The following is a 26353-nucleotide window of genomic DNA, read 5'->3' on the forward strand; positions in this document are numbered from 1 at the left end:
TTCTTAGAAGTAACTTGACAAGCTGATATTCATCACAGAGGTATTTGTATTCATTCTCATAACTAATAATGGGTTCAGTTTGTCTCTTTTTTCTGTCTAAATTCAACAGTATCTCCTGATATTTCCTGAGTGGGAAGCTGAACTTCTTTTAAATTTTTCAGTATCATAGTTCGAGAATTACTATTAGGTGATAAAGATGAAGCTTCAATAAAATCCTGAGTTGCATTACGGCTAAATTCACTAATTTCATTTTTATTAGAAGATAATGTAAACAACACTGAATCCTTTGATGCTTTGTTAGTTTTTAATCTTTCAGCAATTGAAGTAGGAGATATGATAGCTAAGTTTGCTTGTTGATATTCTTGTAGTGCTGATTTGGTAGTATCAATAGAATTATGTCCAATTACTCCTAATATCGCACTATCTTTGACTAGTTCCTGAGCTACTTGTTTTGCTGTGTTAATTTTGTTGCTATCATTAGCAATAACTATTTCTATCAGTCTACTACTCTTACCATTGCGTCTTTCGCGTTTTTCATTAAATTCGTTTTGTGCTTGGGCTACTCCACGTAATATCTCCTGAGCATTATTTATCTTTAGAGTATTATTCTCTTGATTATTACTTATATTATTACCTGTATTTATTGATATTACTACTGCTAATCTTGCAAGAGGGCTGCCCTGAACATTAGCGCGGGCGTTATTGTAGTAAATTAATATTTCTGGGTCATTTTCACTTGGTTTTTTATTTGCCTCTATAGCTTGTTTAAATAACTCAGTAGCTTTTGTATAATCACCTTCTTTGAAAGCTTGAATACCTTGATCACGAAGCTGATTAGTAATGTTAGGGAAAAAAGTGCGATCGCCCCGACTAATTACACTATTATCTACTGCACAAAAAACCCCAAATTCTTTTTTTTCTCCTGGTGGACATGGTTCAGTATATAAACGATAAATTTTAGCCAAGATAATACTACTAGTAACAAATAAACATACAAGACTAATTATTGTTAATATAGACCGCCTTCTTTGATATATGTCTAATTCTTCATCACGTTTAGAAGTGTTAAATTGTGATCTTACGTGAAAAATATCAGGTCTGTTTTGATGTGTATCTACTTGTTTATCAACTTTATAATAACTAGCTGCCAGTAAAAAATCAGTCTTATCATTATCCCAGACTTGTGTTGTTGGGATATTTGGTTTGAATACTCCTTTTATATGTTCTCCTTGCAATTGTTCGTTACTTTGCTTTTCTGCTAAAGTCGATTTTTCTAATTGACTAATTTCTTCATGAAGTGGATGATATTTTATAATCCACTGACGGAATAATTCTATTTTTACTTTTTCATGTTTTGTGCTGTCTAAAAAATTATTTTCTTGTAAGTATTCCTTCGTTCTTTTGATCAAATTAATATCTATAGTATCTCTATTAGATTGATTTCTTGCAATTAAGTGTAAATAATTTTCTGAAATGTTTTGAGACTCTGCCACTGCTGACAAAACAACTTTTTCTATAATAGAAAACTGTTGCCAAAACCATGATAAACCAGCTTCAGCTAATTCAATGGCTTTGTTTACTATGCTTTCTACATCTTTCTTATTAACTTTATTACCAAAATTATTATTTTCTCTCGCCTTACTGAAAATAGCAAAACATATTAATTGAGTAAAATAGGGATGTCCTGCTGATAGATGGAAAATCTCTTGAATCGCATCTTCTGCATACTCAAGCATATTTTGGGCTGGTTGCTTAATTAAATTTGTGGTAGTATGCTGATCTAATAAAGTAATTTCTTTGATGGTAGCCAAATTCTGAAAACTCCTGATTTTTTCGGAAGTTTTCAGTAGTCTGTGATCCATTACTAGAATTAAGAATAATTTTTTATCTCTTTGGATGATAGAAAATAAATTTCTATAAAATACACTTAACGATATTTCTGGATGTGTATTTATGAATATGTCAAAATCATCTAGTGCTAAAACTAAATTTTTGTTTTCTAATGCTTGATATACTTGTGGTAAAAATTCATTATCAAAAACACTGACATCTGACTCTAATTTTGTGATTTCTGGTAATTCTATATTTTTGTCTTCTAATGACAAGTCGCTGATAATTTCTTTAGCTAATTCTGCTAAGACTGTTCCCAGCGATTGTTGAGAGTAATATTCTAAACTTAATGTTACAACAGCAAAATTACTATATGATTCATTATGTAATTCTTTTAATTTGTTAGTAATATTACGCAGGATGGATGATTTACCAATGCGTCTTTGTCCGTATAATACTAGAACTTTTTTGACTTTTTTATGGTCTTGCAGATAGTCACTAATATCCACAAACGAACATTCCCGCCCAAATAATAAGTCTTGGTTAACTGGACGGCCTAGAATATAGGGATTGATGCGAGACATAAAATAACTGTTCATACTCTCATAGTACCCTAATCCGTCTATTTAATTTCGATCAATTTACCATCCTTAACTTGCAATAGAATAGACTCTCCCTGACGCTCTCTTTCTTCTGTAAACTCAAGTGGGTAACCTGATGTTTCGTCGGTAGCAAGATTAACATTTTTTAAGTTTCCTAATACTGTTTTACGAGAAGCACCATTTGACAAAGATTTAATAAATGCCTGTGTAGCATCAAAGCTAGTTGCAGTTCGCCAACTTACATCTCCTCCCCAGAGTTGCTGTAACTCTTTGGCAAATTTCTGTGCTGCTGGTGTTCCTCTAAACCAGGGTATTGCAATTATTAAACCTTCTACATTTTTTCCACCTCTAACTATGGTTATATCATGGTTGTAAAGAGTGTCTCCTGCTAACATTTTGACTTCTGGTCTGGTATTTCGTATTTTTAACTTTTCATTTCTTTTTGTAATTTCCCTAGCAATATTAACAGCAATGTCAACTTTATCCGTATTTGGAACTAAAAGAGCAGCTTCTGCTTTATGGGTATATACACTTCTAGCAACTTCTTTTTCTGCATCAAAACCAGTAGCAGTTAAATCAATTAGGGGACCCCTAACTACCTCACATGGTAATTTTTTATTAGATGTTAGTAATTTTTCAAATTTCTTTGTAAACTCTTCTCTAATACTATTACTATAGGGGCTATTGGGATTAGCGAAAATTACTACTTTTTGCAGGTTCATTTTCTCACAAGCATATTCAGCTAGTTTTGCACCTGTAATTTTATCTGAATAAACTGACCTAAAGAAAACTGGATTATTGAGTAAAATACTAGTGCTAGTAGGAGAAATAACAGGTAATTTTGCTTTTTCGTATATTGGTAAAGCCTTCTGTGTAGCATCACTAGAATTATGTCCAATTACTCCCAAAATTGAAGTATCATTTGCTAATTGTTTGGCTACTTGTTCTGCATTAGCATTACCATCATTAGCAATCACAATCTCTAGTAATCTAGCATTTGAGCCTTGATTCTGCTGATTAAATTGCTCATTATTAAATTTCTGTTGTGCTGTTGCTACCCCCCGTAATATTTCTTGACCATTACTGATACTTATACTGTCTATTGGTATAACCACAGCGAAAGTAAAAGGACTACCTTGTTGATGCGCTAGGGCGTTATTGTAATAAATACGTACTTCTGGATCATTTTTATTTGCTTCTGTAGCTTTTTTAAATAACTCAGCAGCTTGTGTATAATTACCTTTTTTGAAAGCGTGAATACCTTGATCACGAAACTTATTACTAATTTCAGGAAATAAGGTGCGATCGCCTCGACTAATTTTACTATTATCTACTACACACCGAATGCCAAATTCTTTGTTTTCTCCTGGTCTGCAAGGTTTACTAACTGTAGTAAATAATCCATACCCTCCTAAACCAAGAATGGCTATTATAGCTAATCCTAGAACTCCTTTCAATGTTAATATCCTGTTTAGTAAGTGCGGTGTGCCAGCTATAGGTTGAGGAGGTAGACGCCTAGTTTCAGCTATGGGTTCAGATGACACAGGAACAGATGGGTAATCAACATTTTCCGTCAATGTAATATTTGCCCCATTTGCCCCAGTTCTTTGACTTTCAATTTGTGCCAGTGATCGTCTAGAAAACCTACTATTAGGATTAATTTCTAAAACTAACTTAAATTGTTCTTCGGCCTTAGCCCATTCTTGGTTAAGCATTAAATTATGTCCATAATCTTCCCTGACATCTATTAGAGTATGTTTACTTTGTTCACTATCAATTTGATCAGCCATGCGACAAAGTTCTAATGCTTCGTTAAAATCTTTAGCTTCTGATTTTTGTCGGGCTAAATCTAGTAAAGGTTGTAAAATCAGTTCTAGTTGATGAAAATTTGTTTTATAGTAGAATTTATAAATTCGTTTATGTAGCTTAACAGCTTCGTCTATATGTTTTGTACTTAAATATTCTTTAGCTAAAGCAGTAATAGATTTAAAATTATTAGGATTCAGCCTGACAGATTCTCTATACAAGTTCAGTGCTGTATCAGGATTACCTTCGCGTAAATTATCGGCTAATAATAATAACTGTTCTACTTCCTCTTTATTGATATTTTGTAAATTATTTTCATTTCGTAAAGTGTCTTGCAAAGGATGTTGTCTAATTAACCAAAGACGAACAAACTCTATTTTTACTTGCCGTCTTGTTTCATCTAAAAATTTATACTCACATAGTTGTTCATAAGCGTCTGTTAAATTTTTTGTGATTTCTATACCGTAGTCATTAGTTAATAGTGTTAGTGGTTCTTCAATAGGATATGATTTGTTATGTTGTCTGTGATTTGCGAGCGCTATATTTTTAGCTTCTGCTGCGGCTGCAACAACTACTTGCTGCTGCGAGTTTAATCCCTCCCAGAACCAGCTTAAACCACCTTGTGCCGCTATTATTGCTTGGTCTAGAATATTTTCAACATTTGTAGCAGTAATATTCAATATACTACTCTGGGGATTTTCTAGATAATTATTACTTACTTGACTATAAATAGTATGACAAATAACCTGCGTAAAATATGGACTTCCAGCAGATAGATTAAAGATGGCATCTATCGCAGAAGTGTCGAATGTTAAAATATCTACTGCGGGTTGAGTAATTAATTTCGCTATGTTATCTTTATCCAACAACGAAATTGGTTTATTGATTGCTGTCCGCAAGAAATTAACTAAAGTTGGTAATTTATTTATTTCTCTTCCAACAATGGGAATAATAAATAATCTAGGAAATAAGCTAGTCTGTGTTAATTTTTGCTCTCTTTCTAATATTTGTATTATGTAATCTGCAAATTGTTGGTTTTCTTGCTCATCATTTCTTGCCATTATTACATCAAATTCATCCCAAAGAAAAACAATTTTTTTATCAACTATCTGCCGATAAACCTCAGGTAAAAACTCGCGACCAAAAATTGTATAATCTCCGATGATATTTTCAGCTAAATGCTCTAATAATAAATGTTCATCTGGTAAATATCCTAAAGCTTCTAATTTCTCCAAAATTTCACGGGCAATCCTGCATAAAATTTCAGCGTTAGATAATCTTTCTACTGTTTGGAAATCAAACGCTATAAAAATAAATTTATCGCTACTAATCTTTTTAGGGATTAGGTTAAGTACAGATGATTTACCAATGCGTCTTTGTCCATACAGTAAAGTTAATTGCACATCTTGGCTCAGATTATCAGCAATAGCAGAAAATACCTCTTCTCGTCCAAAAAAATCTTCTGGTTTTTTAATTGGTATACCTACAATGTAAGGATTAGGGGGTAGATTGGATAATGGATTCATTTTAGTAACAATTCTAGGGTTATTCTTTGTGCTAATCTATGATTTTGATGACACTCATGGTGTATCGAATATTTTTAATATTTTTACCGCTCCTTAACCCTATCCTTTACAAGAATACAGGGGCGGCAATGTGATGAAAATCATGGTATACCACTATTAAAACATCCTCTTAAAATGGTAATCTCGGAATCCAATCTAAAAGGTTTCTAACTAGTTCAGCGTTCCGATTTAACAAAGATAGGAAATTTTTAACTTGCTCCAACTGGCTACGACTAATGAGGTTGAGAACTACCAACTCATTACTGTGAAAAAATTGCTCTGATGTATTTAATATTTGCTGTGTTGCCAATTTTTTCATCAATGGTGAAGTAAACGAATACAACCTTTCTGAATCTACAATACTAGAAGTAATTATACCTTTATCTTCTAACTTTTCTAAATTCCATCTATGCTGAGTCATAATTCTGCCTATCCCTTTTAAATTAAATCTTATATCTTGGATACGACCATCCAAATCAAGCAAGGCTATCAGCATCAATAAAAGCTGTTCTGTAGGATTACATCTTTGCCAGATGACTTCAAAAATATGTCTAGTATCGCGTTCAAATCCTTGAATAAATAATTCAGCATTAGCATCATGATCTCGCTGTATTTCTTGATATATTAGAAAACCAGCAATTTGTACTAAACTCGGATGTCCACCCGTAATTTTGATAATTTCGCCGCGTAATGTTTCAGGTTTAATAATATTTAAAATTTCCACCAATTCGCTAGTATTAAATAGTTTGAGCGATTGAAATAAATAGTGGTTGTACCAAGGAGAAGCATGAACATTAAGTGGTGGTCCGACTTCACCTAAGGGTTGAAGTGAGGACACTATCATAGATAAATGTTGACTTTCGTCTGCATGAACTGCCAAATTACGACATTCTGCTAAAAATGTTCCCATTTCTGCTTCAGTGTAGTTTTCATTGGTTTCTACAGCTGTATCAAAGTCATCTGCTAACAGTAATAAAAATTTACCATTGTCACCTAATTTCCGCAATGCTTTGCGTACAACCCGGTTTGTAGGTGGTTGTGTCAGTAAAGGTTTAATTTGATCTTGTAATTCCGGTTCATCATGTAATTTATCGTGTAGCAGTTTTAATATGTTCTGCCAAAAACCAGCAGGTGTGAAGGGAATGATATCTTGGCAGTACAGTAGTACAACTACTACTTTAGATGGATCTACACCATGTTCCTTTAGTGTTTGTTCAGAAGCAAGTTTTCTTAAAAATGAGGTTTTCCCCATCCCCGGACCACCCCAAATAGCACAATGACTGCGTTTATGAATCAGTCCAAAGACCAACTGAATTTCTGATGTGCGGCCGACAAAACTTTCATAGGGAACTGGTCTTGAGGGAAAAAAAGGATTTGATAAGGGATTTAACATGGTTCCTAGCCTGGATTTGTAAAAAATATTTGTATATATGAAGATATTACTGGGAAACTAAAAACTACATCACGATTAGCTAAATATTACCATTTCTATAAAGAGTCTATCACATTTGTAACATTAGTTTCAATACCAGTAGTCGTTTATCACCAATCGCCAAAAGGCTATCTGATAACTAAGTATGCAAGTTAAATTAATTCAACATATTTAGATATCTCTGATAATTACATAATCATGATTTGAAGCGTTTGTAGAGAAATTCATGAATTTTCCCTACATTGATTTTCAGAGAGTTCTATCCTTCAGGACTACTTAATTTGCTTCGTTTGTTCCCTTCTTCGTGATTCAATCTCCATATTTTTACATTGTATTAATTTTTAAATTATACATATACATAGATATATGGATTTAACTATATATTAATATGTTTTAGTTTGTTACGTTTAGACAAAAATCAAGGATCAAAAAGAGTAAAATAAAAATAAAAGCCAAACCCTTGATAGATAAGCTTTTAGGAAGATTTAACTTTTAATTTGGAATTTTCAATTGGTATTAGTATGAGAATTAGGTTAAATTTAATTAAGATTCTAGAAAAATTTCCCGAATCTGCCATAGGCAAACTACGCTGTCATGGCTGAAATTACAAAATGGATTTATAAACATCCGTTACAAAAGTAGTCATATTGGTACTAGAGGCAAATTAACAGATGAAATTTTCTTGGAGAATTGTAGCACTTTGGTCCGTGCTGGCCTTGGTAATAGGCTTTTTCTTTTGGCAAGGTACTTTTGCCGGTCAACCAGCAGATAACAGCCGTAATGCAGCTAATACCCGCATGACCTATGGGCGCTTTTTAGAATACTTGGACGCTGATCGCGTTACCAGTGTAGACTTGTACGATGGTGGCAGAACTGCAATTATCGAAGCTAACGACCAAGATATTGAAAACCGCATTCAACGCTGGAGAGTAGACTTACCCGTTAACGCTCCTGAGTTGATCAATAAACTTAAAGAACATAACGTTAGCTTTGATGCTCATCCTATCCGCAATGATGGCGCGATCTGGGGTTTGTTAAGTAATCTTTTGTTCCCAGTGTTATTGATTACTGGTTTATTCTTTTTGTTCCGTCGCTCTAATAACCTTCCCGGTGGTCCTGGCCAAGCGATGAATTTTGGTAAGTCTCGCGCTCGTTTCCAAATGGAAGCGAAAACAGGCGTAAAATTTGATGACGTGGCAGGAATTGAAGAAGCTAAGGAAGAATTACAGGAAGTTGTTACTTTCTTGAAACAACCGGAGAAATTTACCGCAGTAGGTGCGAAAATTCCTAAAGGTGTGCTGTTGGTTGGACCTCCAGGAACAGGTAAAACCTTATTAGCAAAAGCGATCGCTGGTGAAGCGGGTGTTCCTTTCTTCTCTATCTCAGGTTCTGAGTTTGTAGAAATGTTTGTGGGTGTGGGTGCTTCCCGTGTCCGCGACTTGTTCAAAAAAGCGAAAGATAACGCTCCTTGTATCATCTTTATTGATGAAATTGACGCTGTAGGTCGTCAACGGGGTGCTGGTATCGGTGGTGGTAATGATGAACGGGAGCAAACCTTAAACCAACTGTTAACAGAAATGGATGGTTTTGAAGGTAATACTGGCATCATCATTATTGCAGCTACCAACCGTCCTGACGTTCTCGACTCTGCGCTATTGCGTCCCGGTCGTTTTGACAGACAGGTAACAGTTGACGCTCCCGATATTAAAGGACGTTTGGAAATTCTCGAAGTTCATGCACGGAACAAGAAATTAGACAAGAGTGTTTCCTTAGAAGCGATCGCCCGTCGTACCCCTGGTTTCAGTGGTGCGGATCTTGCTAACCTCCTCAACGAAGCAGCTATTCTCACAGCAAGAAGACGTAAAGAAGCAATTACCCTATTAGAAATTGATGATGCAGTGGATCGGGTAGTTGCAGGGATGGAAGGTACTCCTTTAGTAGACAGCAAGAGTAAGCGGTTAATTGCTTACCATGAAGTTGGCCATGCTTTGGTGGGTACTTTATTAAAAGACCATGATCCTGTACAGAAAGTTACCCTCATTCCCAGAGGACAAGCACAGGGTTTAACCTGGTTTATGCCCAATGAAGAACAGGGTTTAATTTCCCGTTCTCAACTGAAAGCGAGAATTACAGGTGCTTTGGGTGGTCGTGCAGCAGAGGAAGTAATTTTTGGTGCTGCGGAAGTGACAACTGGTGCGGGTGGAGACTTGCAACAGTTATCAGGAATGGCCAGACAAATGGTAACACGGTTTGGGATGTCTGATTTAGGTCCTTTATCTTTGGAAAGTCAACAAGGTGAAGTGTTCTTAGGTCGTGACTGGACAACCAGATCCGAGTATTCTGAGTCTATTGCTTCTCGGATTGATGCACAAGTGAGAGCGATCGCCGAAGAGTGTTATGAAAATGCTAAGAGAATTATCCGTGAACATCGTAGTGTTACAGATCGCTTGGTTGATCTGTTAATTGAAAAAGAAACCATTGACGGTGACGAGTTCCGGCAAATTGTCGCTGAGTACACTGAAGTACCTGATAAGCAACAGTTTGTTCCTCAACTGTAAAGGTTTTCAAGAATAGGAAATTAATGGGGATGGTGTAAACTGTCCCTATTTTTTTGGGAATAATAAACCGCAGATCCGTAGGTTGGGTACAAAGAAAGCGCAACCCAACAAAATAAATCAATGTTGATGGTTATAATTATAGAAAACTGGTAACAGGGTAAGAAATATGATACAAATTATTTTGGATTCAGAACAAGAGAAGTTATTGCAGGAACAGTTAAAAACAGGTAAATATAAAACACCTAATGAAGTGATTACTGATGCTTTAAAAGTATTAGCAGAAAAACAAAATCTCAATCAAGAAAGTCAAAAAATTACAATTCTTTCGGGAGAACCAGCACAAAAATTACTGGAGGAGAAAATTAAAATGATGCAGGAACTAAAAAGGAATTATCAACCAGATACCCACAGACAGAAATTAGCTGAAGAATTTAGCCAATTATGTCAAGAAACCCAGGAATTACAAGCTGTTCATCCTTTAACAGATGCAGAAATTGATGAAGAAATAGCAGCGTCTCTTAACCCAAACTAATACTTTAAAACAATTCACTGACATTAATATTCAATTTTACATTGAATCTAAATAGGGTTTGCTGAATAAACCTAAAACCTTGATATATCAAAGGTTAGAGGCTGATAAACACAGAAATTAGTGCAAGGGTTTTGAAGGGTATACCGGAAAAAGTGTGCATTTTTTGGGATTTCAAGAGATGGCAAAGAAATTTTCAAATCTTCTCCTGACTCCTGACTCCTGACTCCTGACTCCTATGCCCTCACGGAAAGACTTTCTCAGCAACCCCTAAATATATAAACTATTTCCAGTTTATCTGTTAATTTCCACACCCGCACAGAAATGAATTTCTGAGCTAATAGGAAAAGTGCGTTAAAACGCACTCTGAAAATAGTCGGTTTTAACCGACTTTAGCTTTTAGACAGGGAATTTATTCCCTGGCTTTATTTGCACAATACCTGACAAACATTCCCTCAACCACAACCGAAAAGCGTGATGATATAATTGATATTTAACTTCCTTACCTTCCCTAAATTCTCGCAAAAACTCTAACCATTGTTCCATAACCTCCATCACATCAAAAACATCCTCATTGATAACCTGACTAATAGCAAAAGCTGACATCGGTTGCATTTCCCCAGCAGTCAAAACCCGCAATACATTCACAGCAACATCAGATAAACCATCACCTTGCATTTTCTCCCAATGTTGTTGATAATAACTTTCTAAATCTGGGGGAATACTATTAATATTCTCAGGTTGATTATAAAAACCCTCAGAAAAAGCAGTTAAAACCTGCTGCACATACATAAAATTATCTTCATCCTCATCAATCAAATCAATTATATTCCTCTGCGAACTCTGCGTCTCTGCGGTTCTTTTATTCCGAATAAATTCCTGTACATCCTCCCTATTTTCCCTCTGAAAATCCGCTAAATCTAAAACCTGAGCAGGTGCTTCAATTAACAACCCACCATGCGACTTTTTATAAGGACGACGAGCAAAAATAAAATAAACTTGATTGGGTAAATATCGCGGTAGATGAAATAAATTCGTTCCCACAGCTTGACTATGAATATCAACCCGATCCAAACCATCAATAATAATAATTAACTTTGAATCCAGTGATAACCTCTCGCTGATTTGTTGTAATAATAAGGAAAAAACCGAACTATCATAATGATCAAAATCCAGATTTTCACTATTTAATAAACTCTGGAATTTAGTTATTAACTGTGTACAAACATACGTTAAAAATTCCTCAACCCGATTTTTACCAGGAATTTGAGCATTATAATAAATAATATCAGAATTTTGCAGTACCAATTGGTTGAGAATAGCACTTTTACCGCTACCGGGAACACCGACAATAGTAAAATAACCCTTGGGGTAACGGTGGAGAAAATTATTAATAGCAGAGAAGACAAAATCACGACCAACAAATTTTTCAGTGTTTGCTGAAGCAGAGAAAGATATACTATTCATCTGTCACCTTTCCTTGCAAACGCAGAAAATGTAACCTTCCTGAATCTTCTCCTGCTACTATTGTCACCCCATCGGGAGCAACTGCACAGCAGGTTATAGGACTTTCACCTGTGAAAGTTGCTATTTCTTGACCTGTTGCTAAATCCCAGATTTTGATACTGTTGTCAGATGAACCAGAAATCACGGTTTTTCCATCCGGTGTGAGTGCGATCGCTGTTACCAAGTCACTATGACCCTTGAAGGTGAACTTTTCTTTCCCTGTTCCCAAATCCCAGATTTTGATAGTCTTGTCATTTAAACCAGAAATAATGGTTTGACCATCGGGTGTGACTGCGATCACTCTTACCGAGTCACTATGACCTTGAAGGGTAAACTTCTTTTTCCCTGTTGCCAAATCCCAGATTTTGATAGTGTTGTCATCAGAAGCAGAAATTACGGTTTTTCCATCGGGTGTGACTGTGATCACTGTTACCGATTTACTATGACGTTTCAGGGTAAACTTTTTTTTCCCTGTTCCTAAATCCCAAATTTTGATAGTGTTGTCACCAGAACCAGAAATCAGAGTTTTTCCATCGGGTGTGAGTGCGAGTGCTGTTACTGAGTCACTATGACCTTGAAAGGTAAACTTTTCTGATCCTGTTACCACATCCCAGATTTTGATAGTCTCGTATGAACCAGAAATCAAAGTTTTTCCATCGGGTGTGAGTTTGATCGCTCTTACCGAGTCACTATGACCTTTGAGAGTGAACTGTTCTGTTCCTGTTACCACATCCCAGATTTTGATAGTGTTGTCATCAGAACCGGAAATCAGAGTTTTTCCATCGGGTGTGACTGTGATCAATGTTACCCAGCTAGTATGACCGTGAAGGGTGAACTTTTCTGTTGCTGTTCCCAAATCCCAAATTTTGATAGTGTTGTCATTAGAACCAGAAATCACGGTTTTTTCATCCGGTGTGAATGCGATCGCACTTACCGAGTCACTATGACCTTGAAGGGTGAACTTTTCTGTTCCTATTTCCAAATCCCAGATTTTGATAGTGTTGTCCCAAGAACCAGAAATCACGGTTTTTCCATCGGGTGTAACTGCGATTGCATTTACCGACCTACTATGACCTTGAAGGGTGAACTTTTCTGTTCCTATTTCCAAATCCCAAATTTTGATAGTGTTGTCATTAGAACCAGAAATCACGGTTTTTTCATCCGGTGTGAATGCGATCGCATTTACCGACCTACTATGACCTTGAAGGGTGAACTTTTCTGTTCCTGTTTCCACATCCCAGATTTTGATAGTCTCGTCATAAGAACCAGAAATCATGGTTTTTCCATCGGGTGTGACTGCGATCGCATTTACCGACCTACTATGACCTTGAAGGGTGAACTTTTCTGTTCCTGTTTCCACATCCCAGATTTTGATAGTCTCGCCATAAGAACCAGAAATCATGGTTTTTCCATCGGGTGTGAGTGCGATCGCACTTACCCAGTCACTATGACCTTGAAGGGTAAACTTTTCTGTTCCTGTTCCCAAATCCCAGATTTTGATAGTTTTGTCCCAAGAACCAGAAATTACTGTTTTTCCATCGGGTGTGAGTGCGATTGCTTTTACAAAGGAACTATGACCTTGAAGGGTAAACTTTTCTTTTCCTGTTCCCAAATCCCAGATTTTGATAGTGCTGTCATCAGAACCGGAAATCACAGTTTTACCATCGGGTGTCAGTGCGATCGCATTTACCGACCTACTATGACCTTCAAGGGTGAATTTTTCTGTTCCTGTTCCCAAATCCCAGATTTTAATAGTGTTGTCATAAGAACCAGAAATCACGGTTTTACCATCGGGTGTGACTGTGATCGCATTTACCCGGCCACGATGACCTATAAGAGTACGAATTAATCCACCACCACCAGGGGGTTTGAGGCTACCTATTAAACTATATAAACCTGTATTTTTATCTGTGCCGATTTGTGCTAATAAATTTTTAATTTCTGGTAAATCAAAATATCTTAGTCGTGCTGATAGTTGTCCCTTGAGTTGTTTTGGATCTTTAAATATTATGTGTGTTGAGCTAAATAAAGCCCTTTGAATTAATTTTAATGCTTTGACAGTTTCAGCATACTTTGAATTATTCCTGATTTCGGAATTATCTAATAAATCATAATCTTCAATTAGTGCTTGGACTCCAAATAAGGGATGATTGATTTTTGCTTCGATAAAGTAGTAGTTGGATAATAATTTAAACAGTTGTATATACTCTTTACCCGCTAATAATAATCGCGGATATTCATCTAAAAACTGTGCTTTTGCTTCCTCTGACCGTTCATCAAACCAACTACGAAAGTTACTCATAGTGTTAATCCCTCACCCATGTTATTAGCAACTTCCGCGCTGATTTGTGGTAAACTCACTCCCGCAGCTTCCACAATATCTCGACGTTGTAAAAAATCGCGGAAACTCTCATGATAAAAGCGATAACGGGGCGGTTGATAGGTTTTTTGTTCCTGTAAAAATTGTGTCCAACCTTCAATAACTCCCTGCACTGTGATATCATCTTCCTGGGAATATTTGGCGACCATTTCACGCGATACGGCACTTTTTAAAGCACACATTACATAAATGATTTTAATTTTATCCTTGGGTAAAGGTTTCTTAGTCATTCCCATAATCCGCCAATGACTATAATAATATCCCTGTAAACCTGCGGGTAATTCTTCTAGTTTTTCATCCTTATAAAATCCATCTGCAATAGCTTCTAACACAAGGCGTAAGTACATGAAATTGTTTTCACTTTTAGCGGCAATAGTATTAACAAATTGCGCCTTACTAAGTCCATTTTGTTTATTTATCCAGTTGTCTAAACCTGGTTGATATTTTGGTAAAGCCATAAATTCTAAAATATAGGCTTTAATATCATCTTTACTATTATCTTGATATTTCCTTAAATCCAATTCTAAATACTTAGTATTTGGGGAAAGTGTTAATCTTTTCTCATCTGAATTATAAGGTCTTCTGGTAAGGATCAGGTAAACATGATCTGGTAAGTACATCGGTAAATTTAACAAATTACCATTATCTTCTTGATCAACTTCATCTAAAGCATCAATAACAATGACTAATTTTTGAGAATCAGCCAATTTTTCACTAGCTTTAGTTAATAAAGTAGATAAATTCTCATTTTCTGCATTTTGTAAATTAAACCTATTTACTAATTGTTGACGAATGGATTTAAGGAATTGATCAGGGCGGTTTGTACCATCTGTACGAATATTAAAAAAGCAAATTGTACCAGGATTATCTACTATATATTTTGCAGCTATAGCACTTTTACCCATTCCTGCATCACCAAGGATGGTAAAATAGCCGCTTTGATGATTTTGGATAAATGCAGTAATAGCATTAAATACAAATTTGCGACCACAAAATATTTGTGTTTTATCCTCAATGACAGTTTTAAATTCTGTGGGTATAATGGGTAAAGATGAAGATATAAATGGTTTTAGTTCTGTAGGAATATCTCTACCTAAATAATTTTCAAAAAACCAAATGATTAAATTATTAAGAGCTTGCTTTGTAACTGATAAATCATTACTATCTATTATATCTGCTGGAACATTAGGATTATGTGAAGCAGGATTACCATGAGTTCTGATTATGTCAAGATAAGATTTAATTTTATCACGGGTTGTTTTATTTGTAATTGTTATGTATTTTGAATCCTCTTCTTGATTTTCTTGAGCAACTATAGTAATTAATTCATCCAAATTTGGCTTACTTTTTCTGGTGTTTCCTTTATAGTTCTTTTTTCCTAAGATAATTTCTTCACCAAAAGTTTCTTCATAATGATTAAAAATTATTGCTTTACACAAAGCCTCCCCTGCTTTCCTGGCATTATGTACTGCATTTTCAGCTATAGGATCAGAAAATGCAAGTTCTGAAGACTCGATTAACTCTAAAATTTTCTTTTCTACTTTTTGATTCATAGCTACCTTGATCTGATTTTTCAGTACAGCATGAACGATTTTAACACTATTTATTTACTGTGGGTGTGATTTCTAGGTAATTTATTCTTCGTTGGTTGATCTGTTATCTTCCAAACCCACCCGGAAATCAATTTCTGGGCTAATAGCAAAAGTGCGTTAAAACGCACTCTAAAAATAGTCGGTTTTAACCGACTTCAGCTTTTAGACAGGGAATTTATTCCCTGGCGATAATTCCTGGCAATAATTCCCCTGCTCTAATTTGCTAAAATCTCTACATTATCGGTGCGTTACCCTTCTCTAACGCACCCTACAAATTATCTTTCTACATCCTCAATTTCCTTCGCAACCCCCGCAGTTAAAACCTCATTTCCAGTAGCAGTAACCAACACATCATCCTCAATTCTAATCCCAATTCCCACCCAACGCGGATCAATTGCTGGTTGATCTTCTGCCGGTTCGGTATCCGGTACAATATATAAACCCGGTTCTATAGTTAAAACCTGTCCCGGTTGTAAAATTTGCGGGTTTTCTCCATGTTGATAAATTCCCACATCATGCACATCTAACCCTAACCAATGACTCGTTCTGTGCATATAAAATGGTTTATATTTTTCCTCTTCTATTAATTTATCAATCTCTCCTTTCAATAAACCCAATTCTACCAAACCTTCTGTTAAAATCCGCACTGCTTTTTTATGAGGTGCATCAAAAGCATTACCTGGTTTAACTTCTTCTATCGCCTGTTTTTGTGCTGCCAATACTATTTCATATAACGCTTTTTGTTCTCCTGTAAATTTCCCACCTACGGGAAATGTTCTGGTAATATCTGAATTGTAATAACCGTAAGCACAACCAGCGTCAATTAATAACAATTCGTTTTCTTGCATCTGACAATTATTTTCAATGTAGTGCAGAACGCAAGCATTTCTTCCCGCCGCAACAATGGAAGGATAAGCAGGACCCATCCCACCCCTTAACCGGAAAATATGTTCTATTTCTGCTTGTATTTCATATTCATATCTTCCCGGTGCGGTAATATTTAAAGCGTGGTTGTGTGCTTCCACTGCAATATCCGCCGCTTGACGCATTAAGTCTAGTTCGGTTTTACTTTTATGTAATCTCAAACTGTGTAAAACTGTGCTGGTATCTTCTATCCCTGTGGGTCCTATTCCCCGTTTGGGATAGGTACGCAGTAAACGTTGGTAATGTTTGATAATTTTTTCGTTGAAATTACCATCCCGTCCAATATGATAATATATCCGATCTGCTTTTTCTAAATATTGCGGTAATTTCTCATCTAACTCTGCAATAGGATAAGCTGCATCTGCACCATAAATTTCCTTTGCAGCATCCACCCCGCAACGATAACCATTCCAAACTTCCTTTTCTTTATCTTTGGGTTGCACAAACAAAATAAACTGATGTTCTTCGTGATGGGGTGCTAACACTGCTACCGCTTGCGCTTCGTTAAAACCAGTCAAGTAATAAAAATCACTATCTTGTCTGTAAACATACTCGACATCGTTGTGCATGACTGCTGTGGGTGCGCTGTGAAAAATCGCTGTTCCTTGCCCAATTTTCGACATTACCTGTTCACGACGTTGCCGATATTCTGATTTCATAGCCGATTTACCTTCAAAGATATAGTGTTGTTTTTAACTTTAGCAAAGTTACTCAGTAAAGTTTGTAATTGCTAATCTCAATTATTTTAGCCAATTTTGAATTACTCAGATCCCCAACTTCTTCAACGGGGATCTAAAGGTATTGTCAACAAAACAGGATTTGATGCTTAAATTCTGACATTGATCAACAAAAAATAAAAGTTTTTTTGATTGCTCATGGATAACTTTTAATTTTTCATAATTCATCATTTTCAACATCTCTAAAATATCTATAAACAATAACAATTGTCCGTTATTTTTTTTAGTAAATGTTTGTTATTTACAGAATCTTTATTTTCCATAAATTAAAACTTTATATTAATTACTCATAAAAACAGACCATGCCTAGTAAATCAGGATTAGATTTAAATACAACAAGTTGGGCGGTAGAATCTCGCCAAACATCACAAGATTTGACAAGCCCTCTTGATATCTCACTGCCCGGTGGTGGTAGTTCTGCACCTTCACCAGCAGATTCATTATTGCCCCAAATGCCAAGTGATTTACCTACAAATAATCTACCCACATTACCACCTTTAAGTGCTAACCCAAATCCCAATCCTTATTTAACCAGTGCCGCCATTGTTCCAGATTTCAATGGTGATGGAAAAACTGATAAAATGTGGGTAAATGTCCAAACAGGTGAAATTTTAGTGCGCCTGATGAATGGTACAACAGTTATTGAACAGGCTTCTTTAGGTACTTATGACCTATCAACCTGGAGTTATAAAACTGCTGATTTCAACAGCGATAATAAGACAGATTTCTTATTACGCAATGAACAAACTGGTGAAAATGTAGTTGTCTTAATGGATGGAACAAGAGTTGCTAGTTTCCTGACATTAGATAGAGTTGATCCAGGTTGGAAAGCAGAAATTGGCGATTTTAATGGCGATCGCAAAACCGATATTTTCTGGCGTAACAACACCACCGGTCAAAATGCTATTTGGCAAATGGACGGAACAACTGTAGTTAGTGCCACTGTTTTAGAAACCACAGATGTAGCTTTAACAGCAACCATCGTTGACTTTGATGGTAACGGTAGAAGCGATATTTTCTGGCGCAATACTACCACCGGCGAAAACACAGCTTGGTTTATGGATGGTAGCGAAGCCACCAAATACAATTTACAATCTCAAGATGTCTCTTGGGGTTATTCTCTTGGAGATTTCAACGGCGACTTAAAGACAGATATTTTGTGGCGCAACACTGCAACCGGTGAGAACAAGATTTGGACAATGAACGGTATTTTTGTTACCGAAGGTGTTGTTAAATCACTGGGCGAAGGTTGGACTGCTAAAATTGGTGATTTCAACACCGATGGTAAAACCGATATCTTCTGGCATAATGCCACAACCGGCGAAAACACAGCTTGGTTAATGGATGGTACCAGCATCAGTTCTGAAGCCTTCTTACCCAGCAACACCCCTGGTTATACCGCATCTCTTGGTGACTTTAACGGTGATGGTAAGACTGATGTTTACTGGAGAGATCAACAAACCGGTGCAGATAAAATCTGGACTATGGATGGAACAATCGCTACTGAAACACCTATTGCTGATGCAGATAAGCTAACTCCAGAATGGTATACAGCATAAGTGATTGGGGACTGGGGATTGGTGACTGGTGATTGGGAAGAAAAAACTTGATCCTCACTCCTGTACGGGCGAAGCATTCGGGCGATAAATTATCAATTTTTATCCCAGCTTGTTTTCCGAATGCTTCGCCCCTACGACTCCTGGAACTTCTGACTCCTGACTGTTGCTATATCAAGATTTTCAGAATTAAGAATTATTTGCAACTAAAAATTAGCGATCGCACTTTTGATTTAATCTCACAGAAAGGCGATCGCTTTTTGTTTCCAGTCTTGTTTTCACCAAGTTAAAACTTATAACTCAAAACCTGAATTTCCGTATTTTCTTTTAAATTCCCAGAAGCAATATTCACCGTATCCCCATTACTCCGGCGCACATTCACACCCGACATTAAATTCAGAAAATCATCCACAGGTGTAATATCACAACTATTGGGATCAGCGGCTTGAGTGCGATAATGGGTAGGAATCACCAACTTAGGATTTAACACCCCCACAGCTTGTTTTGCTTCTTGGGCATTATAAGCTTTAGCACTACCACCCACGGGAACTAAAGCTACATCAGGACGACCCATGAGGATTTTTTGTTCAAGAGAAATAGGTGCAGCCGCCCCACCCAAATGTAAAATATTAATTCCCCCCTGAGTCCATTTCCAAGCAGTATTTTTACCAAATTGTCTGCCACCTTTGCGATCGTGATCTATAGAAATTCCTTGAAACTTCAAACCTTTAAATTCATACACACCCGGTTCATAAATCAGCTTAGGATTTCCCGGTAGTCCTTCCACCGCACCCTCATCTAACAATTGACTGCTAATCATTACCAAATCCGCTACAACTTTGGGGGGACGATAACCAGCAGTACAACCAACTGTCCGAAAAGGATTGACGAGAATTTTTACACCCCCACCAGTAAACAAAAAGCAGGTGTGACCCAACCACTGAACTGATACACCACTAGATTGGGCATTAACTGGCAGGTGAGAACTGAAATTAGTAACTAAAGCAGTTGCTAAACCAGCACCAGCATAACCCAATAATTCTCGTCGTTTCATGAATCACTCTCTTACCTGTAATTGTTCCAGAAAATTTCTGAGTAACTGCTTACCCGCAGCAGTTAAAACACTCTCTGGATGAAATTGGACTCCCTGAATGTGAGGATAGTTCCGGTGCTGTACTCCCATAATTGTCCCATCTTCCACCCAAGCGGTGATTTCTAATACTTCCGGGCAAGTCTCACGGTCAATCACTAAACTATGATATCTGGTAGCTGTAATAGGATTTTCTAATCCTTGGAAAACCCCTACTCCCTTATGAGATACTAAGGAAGTTTTACCGTGCATCAATTCTGGTGCGGAAACAATTTTACCACCGAATACTTGACCAATACTTTGATGTCCTAAGCAAACACCTAAAATTGGTAAACTAGAACCCAGTTTTACAATTACATCTAAAGAAATTCCTGCATCTTCTGGACGACCAGGACCTGGGGAAATTACCACTGCATCTGGTTTTAAAGCCTTGATTTCCTCTACAGTGATTTTATCATTACGAAAAACTTTTAAATCAGCAGCAACTGGGAAATCTACGGCTAGTTCTCCCAAATATTGTACTAAATTATATGTAAAACTATCGTAATTATCAATAACTATAATCACAATTTGTACCTAAGACAATTTTAGATTTTGGATTTTGGATTTTAGATTTAGGTTGGTAATTGGTAATTGGTAATTGGTAATTGGTAATTGGTAAAAAATCCAATTACATCAATCATATCGAAAATTGCACTGTTAGAACCCCTTTAAATAGTAGTTATGATTAAAGCTAATAAAGGGGGAAGTAAAAGTATAGCAGCCACTAGCAAAGCTACAAAAGCAGATACCAGTACAGCCCCAGCAGCGCAATCCTTAGCGATTTTAGCTAAGTCATGGTAAGTTTGCTTAACTGTTAAGTCTACCAAAGATTCAATCGCTGTATTCACTAACTCCAACGTCAACACCAAACCGCTAGTAATAGCAATGATAGCTATTTCTACAGGTTTTAGGTGCAAAAAAAGACTCAATGCGATCGCAAAAGAGCCAACAGCTATATGAATCCGAAAATTGCGTTGAGTGTGAAAACTATAGCTGATTCCAGCCCAAGCATACTTAAAACTCACAAATAAATTAGAGGCTATTTGCCAGGAAAACTCCCGTTCTTTAGACACAAGGGTTGGTAAGCGCTTTGGTGTTGCTGATGGGGAAACTTGTTGGGACATATACTGGAGAATACAAATCTTATCAGGTGGTAATCTTGATTAATTTTAAGGGTAGAATAAAGGTTTGAGGGAATTTTAAAGAATTTGTGACAATAATTTTGAATTTTGTAATCATCGCCACCCAATGTCAATATCCTGTCTACATCCGCTATTTTAAGTTAACAATAATACCTACCGAATGTAGTAAAATTATTTGTTTTTGTAACATTTCCATCAAACTTTCCTCATCAGGATGATCCCAGCCTAAAAGATGCAATAACCCATGAGCAGTTAACCAAGCTAACTCTGTGGTCAAACTATGTTCCTGTTGTTCAGCTTGACGAGCAGCAGTATCTATAGATACAATAATATCACCCAAGTACAAAGGTTGAGCAGCCAGCATTTCCTCGGTTTGGGGGAAGTTGTTTTCTAAGGCTGCAAAGGCTAAAACATCTGTGGGTTTATCTTGTTGACGATATTGGGCGTTTAATTCTTGAATTTCGGCATCATTTGTCAAACGCAGCCCGATTTCATAACTTAAAGCCTGTGGAAGTTCAGGAGTGAGAATTTCCAGCCATTTTTGAAACCAGCTTTCCCAGATGTTTTCCGCTACAACTGGGGAAGACTCTTGATCACAGTTTTCTATAAATATTTCAAGTATAGGGGGTTCAAGTATAGGGGGTTCAAATTTAGGGGGTTCAAATTGAGAAAGCACGCAATCACCTTTGTTAGCGAGTGAGGTAAGCAAGACCAACTAAGACAGCTAACAATCCTACAGCAGTTAGTCCAAAATGTTTGAGGGATGTGCCACCTTTTCTTACCATGTTTCGCATGGCTAGTTTGACGTAGCTGGGTTTGGGTTCGTTTGCAGGAGTATTGCTCATGATTTTTTGATTCATCTGTCTACATATAACTTTACATCATTTGGGCATTGGGCATGGGGCATTGGGTTATTCATCCTCCCAGTAACCAGTCACCAGTCACCAATCACCAATCACCTAAGCCTCTACCAATTGATTTTCTTGCCGCAGATAGGCTTGAATGAAAGCATCAATTTCACCATTCATCACGTCAGTAATGGCGGTTGTTTCCGTATTTGTACGTAAATCTTTGACCATTTGGTAAGGATGAAAGACATAGTTACGGATTTGGTTGCCCCAGGAAGCTTCTACCATATCACCGCGAATTTCGGCGATTTCTTGGGCGCGTTGTTCTTGGGCAATGACTAATAATTTCGCTTTGAGACGGGCTAGGGCTTTTTCTTTGTTTTGCAGTTGAGAACGTTCTTCTGTACAACGCACAGCTAAACCTGTGGGGATGTGAACTATCCGCACTGCGGTTTCCACTTTGTTGACGTTTTGCCCACCTTTACCACCAGAACGAGACGTGGTGATTTCTAAATCTTTCTCTGGTATTTCCAATTTTACAGAGTTATCTATTTGTGGCATGACTTCCACCCCGGCAAAACTGGTTTGTCGTTTACCGTTGGCGTTAAAGGGGGAAATTCTGACTAGGCGATGAGTACCAGTTTCCGAACGTAAGTAACCATAGGCATAACGACCTGTAATTTCTAGGGTAGCTGATTTAATGCCCGCTTCGTCGCCTTCTGATTCTTCGGCTAATGTTACCTTGTAACCGTGGTCTTCTGCCCAACGGGTATACATCCGCATGAGCATAAATGCCCAGTCTTGGGCATCTGTGCCACCTGCACCGGCGTTAATGGTTAAAACCGCACCTTGAGAGTCATAAGGACCCGATAGTAATTGTTGTAATTCCCACTGGTCAAGGTCACGATTTAATTTAGTAACGGTGGTTTCTGCTTCTTGTAGTAGTGCTTCGTCGGTTTCTAGTTCTAATAGTTCAACGACTGCTTTTGTATCTTCTAGATTTGCTTGCCATTGATAATACTGATCCAGGTGAGATTTCAGATCGTTGAGTTCTTGTAATGTTTGTTGTGCCTGGTTTTGGTCGTCCCAAAATTCTGGCTGGGCTGATATTTGTTCTAGGTCTTGAATTTTGGCTTTGAGTGCAGGTACGTCAAAGATAGTCCTGGGTTTTACCCAGGCGGCTAGACAACGTTTCGATTTCGCGTTTGAGTTCTAGGACTTCCATAGTTGAATTAAGTTTTGGGCGAATAGAAGGCGCAATAATATGGCTACACTTACCGTACAGTATACGCTACTACACAAACAATGTCTACCAGAGTGGACTGGTGAGTTGAGCGATCGCTGTTGATATTTTTGATTTTAGCTGTAGTTGGAGAATTTTTGGGAAAACCACTGGTGTTAATTACCGAATCCACAGTTACCAACAAATTAAATATAAGTTTTTCTTAAATATAAGTTTTTCACACGATGTTACATTTTATTACGTATTTTAAGCTGTCATACGTTATTAAATTCTTCAAATCTATACTTTCGCCAATGCTGAGAAGTTGGGTGGTTTCTATTGTTTCTCAAGATTATAGTTCATTTGCTGGTTTTACCGCAGCTATGGGAGATTATTTATCTAGTAGGTGACAGGTGACAGAGTTGAAAGTAAAGTATTTTATAGAAATTTGGTTGTTTTCTAGAGATAATTGAAAAACCCTAATTTTGCACTGTATGTTAATAAGTTGGCTTTACCTGATGATAGCAATTCTGTTTGAAGTTTCTGGTACAATTTGCATGAAACTTTCTCAAGAATTTACTAAAATATTACCTTCAATTTTCATCTTTGTCTTCTATGGACTTTGTTTAACTTTTTTGACTCTTTGTCTCAGAAAACTAGAAGTGAGTATTGTTTATGCAGTATGGGCGGGTTTGGGTACTGTTTTAATTAGTATTATTGGTATTGTTTGGTTTCGTGAATCTTTTACGCTGATGAAATTTGTATCCATAGTATTAATAATTGTGGGTGTGATCGGTTTAAATTTAAGTGAATATGGCAGGTGATAGGGAACAGGGAATAGGGAATAGGGAACATGGAACAGGGAACAGGGAATAGGGAATAGGGAAGAAATTTATTCTTATTATCCTGACTCCTGACTCCTGACTCCTGACTCCTGACTCCTGACTCCTGACTCCTGACTCCTGACTCCTCCTATATTAAATTTGCAACATTCCCTCTGGGTTAACTGTTAAAAGTGGACGACGCTGCAAACCTTCACGGTGTAAAATTTCATTCGCAGCTAGTAAACCACTACTCACAGCCCGTTCCATTAAACCACAAGGAAAAGGCATTTTTACCCAATCACCTGCAAAAAATAAATTAGTTAAAGTTGTGGTAGTTTCTGGACGTTCTGTATAACTATTAGGTGGATATCCAGAAAAGTTATGTTGATTAACTAATTCTCGATGTAATAATTTGGCTTGTTTTAACTCAGGAACAATATCATAAAGTTCCTCTTCAAAAGTTGTTAACAAAGCTTCTTGGTTAGGAAATTCTTTCTCTTTGTAACAGTAAGCGTGTAATTCTACTACACTTCCCCCGGTTTTTTTTGCCCATTCAATAAATTGGGTTTGAATGCGATGATAAAGAGTAATACTGTCAGTTAATTTGTAACCAGATAAAGATGTAAAATTGCTATGTTCCCAATTAAAATCTTGATCAAACCAGAAACGACAAACAGCAAAAGGATCAGCAATACTTAATTTTTCAATTTGCGATCGCACTTGTTTCACGTTTTTATCTACATCCCCAATCATACGTTTAAATAATTGTTTTATTCCGGGAACATCCGTAGCTAAAACATAATAATCAGCGTTAATTATTTCTGGTGATGATGACTCTGGATTAACTGCTAAAAGTTGTAAATTATCATCTTCTTTTTGTACTACTTTAAATTTAGCTAAATCTCTTTTTGCTGGTCCTTTAACCACTTTTCCATCTGCTGTAAATACAGCACCATGACAAGGACAGTGAAATTGTCCATCCTCTGCCATTTTCACTGTACAACCTTGATGGGTACAAGTTAAAGAAATTGCTTCCTGATTGTCTTTTTTGACAGCATAAACTTCATCAGCAGCACCAAAATATTCTATCTTTTCATCCTTGACAACTGAATTACGCTGCACCCAAAAAGGCACTGTATGATTATTGTCACCTACAAAATATTTAACTTCCGATATTTTACCTTCATTCGCCACAATTTCACTCACATTTGCATCTGTAATAATTTTTCCATTTTGCAAAATTGCCTCAGCAATAGGTTGGACTAAACTTGTCCCCATATCGTCTTTTGTCCCATTAAAAGCTAGTCCTTCAGGATTACCAAAAAAGTAAAAATGGAAAAACTGCATTAATTCCCCAACACTCATTAAATCTGGTGCATTTAAACTAGATTTAGCAAAAGGAAGAAAATACAAATCATATAAACCTTGGGGAAATTCACTCTTCACCCAATCAGCAACAGATATATGATCAAAACGCTGATAATTTTTATCTCTTTGAAAACCTGTAATTGCTTGAAACACTTGTAAATGCTTAATTTTGGTAAGATTTATTCCCCATTGTAAGCGATTAGGAGAAGCAATAGCTAAGTCGATAATATTCCAAGGAAAAGCAGAATGACTAGGACGAAATACCTCCGGTTGATATGGAGAATTGTGGTAAACTACAGAATAATAATTTAAGGATTGAAAATTATCTTTTATCCCCAGTTCAGAAACTACACTATTTAAGTTATAATACTGTGGAAAAAAACCATGAAACCCATGTTCCATTCTAAACGTTTCACCCGCAGCTTCTATTTCCCAACTGGCAATTTTCCCCCCCAATTGCGGAGATTTTTCTAGCAATGTGACAGTAAAACCCCGTTGCACTAATTGATATGCACAAGCTAAACCAGCTAAACCCCCACCAATTACAGCAACAGTTTTGTTAGTATTTAATATCTTGGGTAAATCCAGATTATCTGGTTGAAAAACAGAAGGCTTTGGTTTACTAAAACGAGAGTAACCTGTAACTCCCACTATCGTACCCACACCAAATAATTGTAGCAGTGTACGCCGAGAAATGGTAGATGATTCTGGTAAATTAAATAGTTGGCTCATTGGTGACACAATTAAATTCTCAATTCAATTTTCCCGATTTGTAAAAGCGTAAATTAAACGCCATCAAT

At 36.7% G+C, this 26353-nt stretch carries 20 protein-coding genes; 5 read left to right on the top strand and 15 right to left on the bottom strand.

Annotated features, from left to right (window positions below; all coding sequences use genetic code 11):
• Positions 1-74: 74 nt before the first annotated feature.
• The 3 genes from H6F45_RS00465 to H6F45_RS00475 form a co-directional block, all read right to left on the bottom strand.
• A complete protein-coding gene (locus tag H6F45_RS00465; RefSeq protein ID WP_190346165.1) occupies positions 75-2414 on the bottom strand; it encodes an NB-ARC domain-containing protein in 2340 nt (779 codons plus the stop codon).
• 38 nt (positions 2415-2452) lie between these two features.
• Complete coding sequence (locus H6F45_RS00470; protein WP_190346166.1) at positions 2453-5764, bottom strand: ABC transporter substrate-binding protein; 3312 nt, start codon at positions 5762-5764, stop codon at positions 2453-2455.
• Between the two features lie 169 nt (positions 5765-5933).
• Positions 5934-7196, bottom strand: a complete 1263-nt coding sequence (locus H6F45_RS00475) for an ATP-binding protein (protein ID WP_190346167.1) — start codon at positions 7194-7196, stop codon at positions 5934-5936.
• Positions 7197-7906: 710 nt separating this feature from the next.
• On the opposite strand from H6F45_RS00475, the gene ftsH2 reads away from it, so the two are divergent.
• Together ftsH2 and H6F45_RS00485 are read left to right on the top strand one after the other, a co-directional pair.
• Positions 7907-9793, top strand: coding sequence for an ATP-dependent zinc metalloprotease FtsH2 (gene ftsH2 / locus H6F45_RS00480; RefSeq protein ID WP_190346168.1), 1887 nt, complete (start codon positions 7907-7909; stop codon positions 9791-9793).
• A gap of 166 nt (positions 9794-9959) precedes the next feature.
• Complete coding sequence (locus H6F45_RS00485) at positions 9960-10325, top strand: hypothetical protein (protein WP_190346169.1); 366 nt, start codon at positions 9960-9962, stop codon at positions 10323-10325.
• A 396-nt stretch (positions 10326-10721) separates the two neighbouring features.
• Here H6F45_RS00485 and H6F45_RS00490 read toward each other — a convergent pair whose 3' ends face one another.
• The 4 genes from H6F45_RS00490 to H6F45_RS00505 form a co-directional block, all read right to left on the bottom strand.
• Positions 10722-11789: an ATP-binding protein gene (locus tag H6F45_RS00490; protein ID WP_190346170.1), complete on the bottom strand. Its 1068-nt coding sequence runs from the start codon at positions 11787-11789 to the stop codon at positions 10722-10724.
• Entirely contained in the window at positions 11782-14130 is a 2349-nt protein-coding gene (locus H6F45_RS00495) for a WD40 repeat domain-containing protein (protein WP_190346171.1), read from the bottom strand. Before H6F45_RS00495 ends, H6F45_RS00490 begins: the two co-directional genes overlap by 8 nt.
• Positions 14127-15761, bottom strand: a complete 1635-nt coding sequence (locus tag H6F45_RS00500; protein ID WP_190346172.1) for a P-loop NTPase fold protein — start codon at positions 15759-15761, stop codon at positions 14127-14129. Before H6F45_RS00500 ends, H6F45_RS00495 begins: the two co-directional genes overlap by 4 nt.
• A 314-nt stretch (positions 15762-16075) precedes the next feature.
• A complete protein-coding gene (locus tag H6F45_RS00505; protein ID WP_096571601.1) occupies positions 16076-17383 on the bottom strand; it encodes an aminopeptidase P N-terminal domain-containing protein in 1308 nt (435 codons plus the stop codon).
• A gap of 380 nt (positions 17384-17763) precedes the next feature.
• On the opposite strand from H6F45_RS00505, the gene H6F45_RS00510 reads away from it, so the two are divergent.
• Together H6F45_RS00510 and H6F45_RS00515 are read left to right on the top strand one after the other, a co-directional pair.
• Positions 17764-19020: a VCBS repeat-containing protein gene (locus H6F45_RS00510; protein ID WP_096571599.1), complete on the top strand. Its 1257-nt coding sequence runs from the start codon at positions 17764-17766 to the stop codon at positions 19018-19020.
• A gap of 32 nt (positions 19021-19052) precedes the next feature.
• The gene (locus H6F45_RS00515; protein ID WP_190346173.1) at positions 19053-19307 is read left to right on the top strand and encodes a hypothetical protein; all 255 of its coding nucleotides are present in this window, start codon (positions 19053-19055) and stop codon (positions 19305-19307) included.
• Here the strand turns inward: H6F45_RS00515 and H6F45_RS00520 are convergent.
• The 7 genes from H6F45_RS00520 to H6F45_RS00550 all read right to left on the bottom strand — a co-directional run bounded on the left by H6F45_RS00520 (position 19304) and on the right by H6F45_RS00550 (position 23554).
• On the bottom strand, positions 19304-20071 hold the full coding sequence (locus H6F45_RS00520; RefSeq protein WP_096571597.1) for an MBL fold metallo-hydrolase: 768 nt from the start codon (positions 20069-20071) through the stop codon (positions 19304-19306). The two genes, H6F45_RS00515 and H6F45_RS00520, sit on opposite strands and share 4 nt — an antisense overlap.
• A gap of 3 nt (positions 20072-20074) precedes the next feature.
• Positions 20075-20674, bottom strand: coding sequence for an aminodeoxychorismate/anthranilate synthase component II (locus H6F45_RS00525; protein WP_096571595.1), 600 nt, complete (start codon positions 20672-20674; stop codon positions 20075-20077).
• 143 nt (positions 20675-20817) lie between these two features.
• On the bottom strand, positions 20818-21273 hold the full coding sequence (locus H6F45_RS00530) for a diacylglycerol kinase family protein (RefSeq protein WP_190346174.1): 456 nt from the start codon (positions 21271-21273) through the stop codon (positions 20818-20820).
• 148 nt (positions 21274-21421) lie between these two features.
• Positions 21422-21967, bottom strand: a complete 546-nt coding sequence (ybeY, locus tag H6F45_RS00535) for an rRNA maturation RNase YbeY (RefSeq protein WP_347237695.1) — start codon at positions 21965-21967, stop codon at positions 21422-21424.
• 13 nt (positions 21968-21980) lie between these two features.
• Positions 21981-22136: a DUF3285 domain-containing protein gene (locus H6F45_RS00540; protein ID WP_096572817.1), complete on the bottom strand. Its 156-nt coding sequence runs from the start codon at positions 22134-22136 to the stop codon at positions 21981-21983.
• A gap of 114 nt (positions 22137-22250) precedes the next feature.
• Positions 22251-23364 (bottom strand): peptide chain release factor 2 gene (gene prfB / locus H6F45_RS00545; protein WP_190346175.1). Its coding sequence is split into 2 segments (ribosomal slippage): positions 22251-23291 and positions 23293-23364, totalling 1113 coding nucleotides; the frame shifts between segments, so codons are not numbered across the junction.
• A gap of 49 nt (positions 23365-23413) precedes the next feature.
• Complete coding sequence (locus H6F45_RS00550; protein WP_187040481.1) at positions 23414-23554, bottom strand: hypothetical protein; 141 nt, start codon at positions 23552-23554, stop codon at positions 23414-23416.
• 301 nt (positions 23555-23855) lie between these two features.
• Between H6F45_RS00550 and H6F45_RS00555 the strand changes: the two genes are divergently transcribed.
• Positions 23856-24185 carry a multidrug efflux SMR transporter gene (locus H6F45_RS00555; protein WP_096571589.1) on the top strand — a complete coding sequence of 110 codons (330 nt, stop codon included), beginning with the start codon at positions 23856-23858 and terminating at the stop codon, positions 24183-24185.
• Between the two features lie 153 nt (positions 24186-24338).
• Here the strand turns inward: H6F45_RS00555 and H6F45_RS00560 are convergent, their stop codons facing one another.
• A complete protein-coding gene (locus H6F45_RS00560; protein WP_190346176.1) occupies positions 24339-26285 on the bottom strand; it encodes an FAD-dependent oxidoreductase in 1947 nt (648 codons plus the stop codon).
• Between the last annotated feature and the right edge of the window lie 68 nt (positions 26286-26353).

The organism is Sphaerospermopsis sp. FACHB-1194 (assembly GCF_014696235.1).
GTDB classification, from domain to species: Bacteria; Cyanobacteriota; Cyanobacteriia; order Cyanobacteriales; family Nostocaceae; genus Sphaerospermopsis; species Sphaerospermopsis kisseleviana.

Excerpts from the sequence above, each read along its gene's own strand:
- H6F45_RS00465 (WP_190346165.1), bottom strand. The coding sequence starts at position 2,414 with ATGTCTCGCATCAATCCCTATATTCTAGGCCGTCCAGTTAACCAAGAC.
- H6F45_RS00470 (WP_190346166.1), bottom strand. The coding sequence starts at position 5,764 with ATGAATCCATTATCCAATCTACCCCCTAATCCTTACATTGTAGGTATA.
- H6F45_RS00475 (WP_190346167.1), bottom strand. The coding sequence starts at position 7,196 with ATGTTAAATCCCTTATCAAATCCTTTTTTTCCCTCAAGACCAGTTCCC.
- ftsH2 (WP_190346168.1), top strand. The coding sequence starts at position 7,907 with ATGAAATTTTCTTGGAGAATTGTAGCACTTTGGTCCGTGCTGGCCTTG.
- H6F45_RS00485 (WP_190346169.1), top strand. The coding sequence starts at position 9,960 with ATGATACAAATTATTTTGGATTCAGAACAAGAGAAGTTATTGCAGGAA.
- H6F45_RS00490 (WP_190346170.1), bottom strand. The coding sequence starts at position 11,789 with ATGAATAGTATATCTTTCTCTGCTTCAGCAAACACTGAAAAATTTGTT.
- H6F45_RS00495 (WP_190346171.1), bottom strand. The coding sequence starts at position 14,130 with ATGAGTAACTTTCGTAGTTGGTTTGATGAACGGTCAGAGGAAGCAAAA.
- H6F45_RS00500 (WP_190346172.1), bottom strand. The coding sequence starts at position 15,761 with ATGAATCAAAAAGTAGAAAAGAAAATTTTAGAGTTAATCGAGTCTTCA.
- H6F45_RS00505 (WP_096571601.1), bottom strand. The coding sequence starts at position 17,383 with ATGAAATCAGAATATCGGCAACGTCGTGAACAGGTAATGTCGAAAATT.
- H6F45_RS00510 (WP_096571599.1), top strand. The coding sequence starts at position 17,764 with ATGCCTAGTAAATCAGGATTAGATTTAAATACAACAAGTTGGGCGGTA.
- H6F45_RS00520 (WP_096571597.1), bottom strand. The coding sequence starts at position 20,071 with ATGAAACGACGAGAATTATTGGGTTATGCTGGTGCTGGTTTAGCAACT.
- H6F45_RS00530 (WP_190346174.1), bottom strand. The coding sequence starts at position 21,273 with ATGTCCCAACAAGTTTCCCCATCAGCAACACCAAAGCGCTTACCAACC.
- H6F45_RS00540 (WP_096572817.1), bottom strand. The coding sequence starts at position 22,136 with ATGAGCAATACTCCTGCAAACGAACCCAAACCCAGCTACGTCAAACTA.
- H6F45_RS00555 (WP_096571589.1), top strand. The coding sequence starts at position 23,856 with ATGTTAATAAGTTGGCTTTACCTGATGATAGCAATTCTGTTTGAAGTT.
- H6F45_RS00560 (WP_190346176.1), bottom strand. The coding sequence starts at position 26,285 with ATGAGCCAACTATTTAATTTACCAGAATCATCTACCATTTCTCGGCGT.